This window comes from Salmonella sp. SG203 (assembly GCF_013350575.1).
Taxonomy (GTDB): Bacteria; Pseudomonadota; Gammaproteobacteria; order Enterobacterales; family Enterobacteriaceae; genus Salmonella; species Salmonella enterica.
This window is the reverse complement of sequence record NZ_SNMT01000055.1, coordinates 1-4,910: the sequence shown is the minus strand read 5'-3', so window position 1 is coordinate 4,910 and position 4,910 is coordinate 1. Positions and strand designations below refer to the sequence as shown.

General features: G+C 53.7%; 3 protein-coding genes. All 3 read left to right on the top strand.

The genetic code is table 11. The features are described from left to right. The first annotated feature begins 583 nt into the window (after positions 1–583). The 3 genes from HV477_RS27490 to HV477_RS27480 all read left to right on the top strand — a co-directional run bounded on the left by HV477_RS27490 (position 584) and on the right by HV477_RS27480 (position 4,894). A complete protein-coding gene (locus HV477_RS27490) occupies positions 584–1,171 on the top strand; it encodes a fimbrial protein (RefSeq protein WP_175065708.1) in 588 nt (195 codons plus the stop codon). Positions 1,172–1,571: 400 nt separating this feature from the next. After that, entirely contained in the window at positions 1,572–4,055 is a 2,484-nt protein-coding gene (gene stdB / locus HV477_RS27485; protein WP_175065707.1) for a fimbrial outer membrane usher protein StdB, read from the top strand. 62 nt (positions 4,056–4,117) lie between these two features. Then, the gene (locus HV477_RS27480; protein ID WP_309224900.1) at positions 4,118–4,894 is read left to right on the top strand and encodes a fimbria/pilus periplasmic chaperone; all 777 of its coding nucleotides are present in this window, start codon (positions 4,118–4,120) and stop codon (positions 4,892–4,894) included. The last annotated feature ends 16 nt before the right edge of the window (positions 4,895–4,910 follow it).

Below are 4,910 nucleotides of genomic sequence, written 5' to 3'. Positions count from 1 at the left end.
AATTTAAAATAATATATCGGAAAGTAATGATTCTCATTATTTTCTGGCCTTTCTGTGAGTCTGCTTGCCAGTTTCCACACGCCCACCCGGATGTAGTCTGAAATAAAATAAACAGACCCATAATCAGAATAATATCTGAGGTTTTTCGTATTTCTGTTAATTATTCAGGATTAAACACTGATGATTATTTTGTGGGCACAATGGTCCGGACAACTTCCGTCCGGCAACACAGACTTATCCAGGATATGGATTCAGATGATAATATAACTTATCGTTTTTCATGAAATAATTATGGTGATATACAATATTTTTGATGATTATTCTTAATTTACGAATCAATATGTCGATCTTATCGATCGATTATTTAAAGTTTAATCTGGATAAGAATCCTCCTATAAATAACTCACACAATGTCTGCGGGTGTACGTGGCTGTTTTTCAGACGACAGGTAGCCTTCATTCTTCTCTTGTTCTGTTGAAGCAGCATTCACGTCAGGGCCAGCAGTGTGTATCTGTTTCGGGTAAAGGCGTTCCTGTCGATCACGTTAAGTGCGCGTTAAAAAAGTTACTTAAAGGATAAGAGTATGTTCAGAAAAACACTAATTACAACAGCCACGCTTGCAGCTGTCATGAGCGCTGTTCCCGCTTTTGCTGACGTTGTTGCAAATAAGGATTTTGGCGGTGGAACAATTACATTCAGGGGATCTGTGACAAATGCGCCCTGCAGTATTGATCCGAATGATGAAAACCTGACTGTTAACCTCGGACAGGTGTCAATGAAACAACTGTCGGCGGATGGACAGGGTTCTGACCCGGTGGATATTAAAATTCACCTGAACTCATGCCAGTTTGATGCGCATACATCTAATCCACCAACCCCGGATTACGGTCAGTTCTCAAAAGTGGATGTGGCGTTTGATGGTTATACCAGCCCGGATGCGGCAAAAGGACTCCTGCATAATGACGGTAACGCCGCTAATGTCGATGTCCAGCTTCTGGATGCTCAGGCAAATGTTATAGATCTGAGCAAGACTGTCGATGGATCGAAAGCACAACAGTTAACGGGCTCCACTGGCGTGGTCACCTTTAAGGCTCGTATGCTGGCAGTGGGAGGGGCGGGCGGAACTGGTACTGTTGCTGCCACTGTTAACTACAAACTGAAATATTTCTGATGTTGCGGATCAGATGAAACGGAATTCGTCGACGGGTTTTCGGTTGTTGATTTAAAAAATAATAAAGCGGCTTCGTTTTACATCAGACTGCACCGTTAAGTTGTGGATGTATATTTAATCTTATGTCTGCCAGTATCACGAAGCCGTTTATTTCTCTTTGACTGACGATATTACCGGCAGGTGTTTTTGCATCATCATATTCCCGATATAAAAGCGCACGGCTCTGTAATTTATTATTGTACGGTTCATTATTTATATTGCTTTTCCGTAAATTGATTTGTTTACCCGGATACTCCTCTTAAGAAACAAGAGTGTTTCCGGGTGAATTTACTCCAGCTCAGGTTTACCTGAATTTAATTCATTCAGCTAAAAGATAAAAATAATCAATTCGATAAACACCATGAAACTGACCCGGCTGGCACTGCTGATTTCCCTGAATATACTGACGTTGCCGGCAGGGGCGACGGAATTCAGCGCCGGTTTTCTTAAAAACAGTGACCACAGCCATGTGGATTTGTCCGCCTTCAGCCGGGACGGCTACGTTGCGCCGGGAGATTACCTGCTGGATATTTACCTGAACGACAGACTCATCCGCGGCCAGTACAAAGTCAGTGTGGTGGAGACCAGTGACGGAGGTTCCCGGTTCTGCATCACGCCAGAACTGGCAGACATGTTCGGGCTGAAAGAAGAGAACCGCCGTCAGCTTGCCCCGGTGGAGGGAACGAACGGCCAGTGCCTTAACCTGAGCACAGCGGACAGCAGGGTACAGTATTCACCGGACAACCAGTCCCTGTCCGTCACCCTGCCCCAGGCCTGGATGGAATACCAGGACCCGGACTGGGTGCCCCCGGCCCGCTGGAGCGAGGGCGTCACGGCGGCCCTGCTGGACTATAACCTGATGGCGAACCGTTACATGCCGCACCAGGGCGAGACCTCCACCAGTTACAGCCTGTACGGCACCGCCGGGTTTAATCTCGGCGCCTGGCGCCTGCGCAGCGATTACCAGTACAACCGCTATGACAGTGGCCGGGACGTATCGCAGTCCGATTTTTATCTGCCGCAGACGTATCTGTTCCGGGCGCTGCCCTCACTGCGTTCGAAACTGACGCTGGGCCAGACGTATCTCAGCTCCGCCATTTTTGACTCCTTCCGCTTTGCCGGACTCACCCTGGCCAGCGATGAGCGGATGCTTCCGCCCTCCCTGCAGGGATACGCCCCACAAATCAGCGGCATTGCGAACAGTAATGCGCAGGTCACCATCAGCCAGAACGGCCGCATGCTGTACCAGACCCGGGTGTCGCCCGGACCGTTCGTACTGCCGGACCTGAGCCAGAACATCAGCGGCAATCTTGACGTGACGGTGCGCGAAAGTGACGGCAGCGTCCGGACCTGGCAGGTCAACACGGCCAGCGTGCCCTTTATGGCCCGTCAGGGACAGGTTCGCTACAAGGTGGCCGCCGGACGTCCGCTGTACGGCGGGACACATAACAACAGCACGGTCAGTCCTGACTTTCTGCTCGGCGAGGCAATCTGGGGCGCATTTAATAACACCTCGCTGTACGGCGGCGTGATTGCCTCCACCGGCGATTACCAGTCCGTCGCGCTGGGCGCGGCGCAGAACATGGGGCTCTTCGGCGCGGTATCGGCGGATGTCACCCGCTCAGATGCGCGGCTGCCGTACGGGCAGAGCCAGTCCGGTTACAGCTACCGCATTAACTACACCAAAACGTTTGACAGTACCGGCAGCACGCTGGCGTTCGTCGGGTACCGTTTCTCGGACCGGCATTTTATGTCCCTGCAGGAGTATCTGGCGCGTTCCGTGTATGACGGGGAGTACCTGCAGGATGAAAAGCAGAGCTACTCCGTAAGCTGGAACCAGTACATTTCGGCCCTGAACATGAGTGCCTCCCTGTCCCTGAGCCGTCTCAGTTACTGGAATGCTGATTCAGACAATAACTGGACGATGTCAGTCAGTAAATCAGCCGATATTGGTCCCGTACACGGCGTTAACCTGTCGCTGTCCCTGTCCCGTAACCAGACGGCGTACGGCCAGACACAAAACCAGATTTATTTCCAGGTCAGTGTCCCCTGGGGGGACAGTCGCCAGGTGAGTTACAGCCTGCAGAGGGATAACCAGGGCAGTATGCGGCAGACCGTGAACTACAGCGATTTCCATAATCCCGACACGACCTGGAACATCAGCGCCGGACACAGCCGGTATGACAGCGACAGCAGTAACAGCTTCAGCGGGAGTATCCAGAGCCGTCTGCCTTATGGACAGACCGGCGCTGACTTCACCCTGCAGCCCGGTCAGTACCGCAGTCTGGGCGTGAACTGGTACGGCTCACTGACCGCCACGGCACAGGGTGCCGCCTTTGGCCAGTCAATGGCCGGGAATGAACCCCGCATGATGATTGACACGGACGGTATCGCCGGGGTGCCGGTATCCGGAGGCAGTGGAGTGACCAACCACTTCGGGGTGGCTGTGGTGAGTGCGGGCAGCAGCTATCGTTCAGGCGATGTCTCCGTGGATGTATCCGCGCTGCCGGACGGCGTGGATGTGTCTGACCCGGTGGCCAGCCAGGTACTGACGGAAGGGGCCGTCGGTTACCGGCATATCCGGACCAGCCGGGGAGAACAGATATTCGGACACATCCGGCTGGCTGACGGCACAAGTCCGCCATTCGGCGCGCAGGTCGTGTCGGAGAAAACCGGTAAAACAGCGGGGATGGCGGGTGATAACGGGCTGGTCTACCTGACGGGCATTGAGGCTTCAGAGCGGAATGCTCTGGTCGTGACATGGGGCGGCAGGACACAGTGCCGGCTGTCCCTGCCGGAGAACGCGAACCTCGGCCAGGGAGCCCTGCTGCTTCCCTGCCGGTAACAGCCTGCGACAGGCGTGCAACATTCAGCAGACGTACAGCATTATTCTTACGGAGAAAAAAGGTGAACAACAGACGACACACCGCGGGGCTGCCGGCCGGCCTGGTACTGGCCCTTGCCGCATTCTGGCCCTTCGCCAGCCAGGCGGCCATTAATGTTGACCGTACCCGCATCATCATGGACAGCGATGCGAAGGCCGTTTCTGTCGGTCTGAGCAATGAGAGCCGGGACCAGCCCTATCTTGCGCAGTCATGGGTGGAGGACAGCCAGGGAAAAGCGACGAATGTGCTGATTGCACTGCCGCCGCTGCAGCGTATTGATGCGGGGAAAAAATCCCGGGTCAGAATTATGCGGGTGGAAAACAGTGGCGCCGCCCCGCTGCCGGCAGACCGGGAGAGCCTGTTTTATTTTAACGTCAGGGAAATTCCGCCTGCGCCGGAGGACAAAAGCCAGAATATCCTGCAGCTCGCCACCCAGAGTGAGCTGAAGCTGTTCCTGCGCCCTTCGTCGCTGGCAGCAGAGGGAGATGCCTCGCCGGAGAAAATGCTGAAAGTACTGGCCTCCGGTGGGGGGCTGACCCTGAAAAACCCGACGCCGTATTACATCACGGTCATCTGGCTGGGACAAAGCCGGAAGCAGAAACTGACAGGCTTTAAGGAAGGGACGATGGTGGCCCCCTTTTCAGAGCGGTCACTGAACATCAGTCTGCCAGCCGGAACAACAACGATGATGGTGGGTAACGTCGATGATTATGGCGGGCTGCGGATGAACCAGTTTGTCTGTACCTCAGGGAAATGCACTTTTAAGGAGCGTATTCGTGACCAGGACCGGGGGAGCTGATATGAAAAAGATAATG

What these genes read in the sequence shown, in the direction of transcription:
- stdB (WP_175065707.1), top strand. Translation starts at nt 1,572, where the DNA reads ATGAAACTGACCCGGCTGGCACTGCTGATTTCCCTGAATATACTGACG.
- HV477_RS27490 (WP_175065708.1), top strand. Translation starts at nt 584, where the DNA reads ATGTTCAGAAAAACACTAATTACAACAGCCACGCTTGCAGCTGTCATG.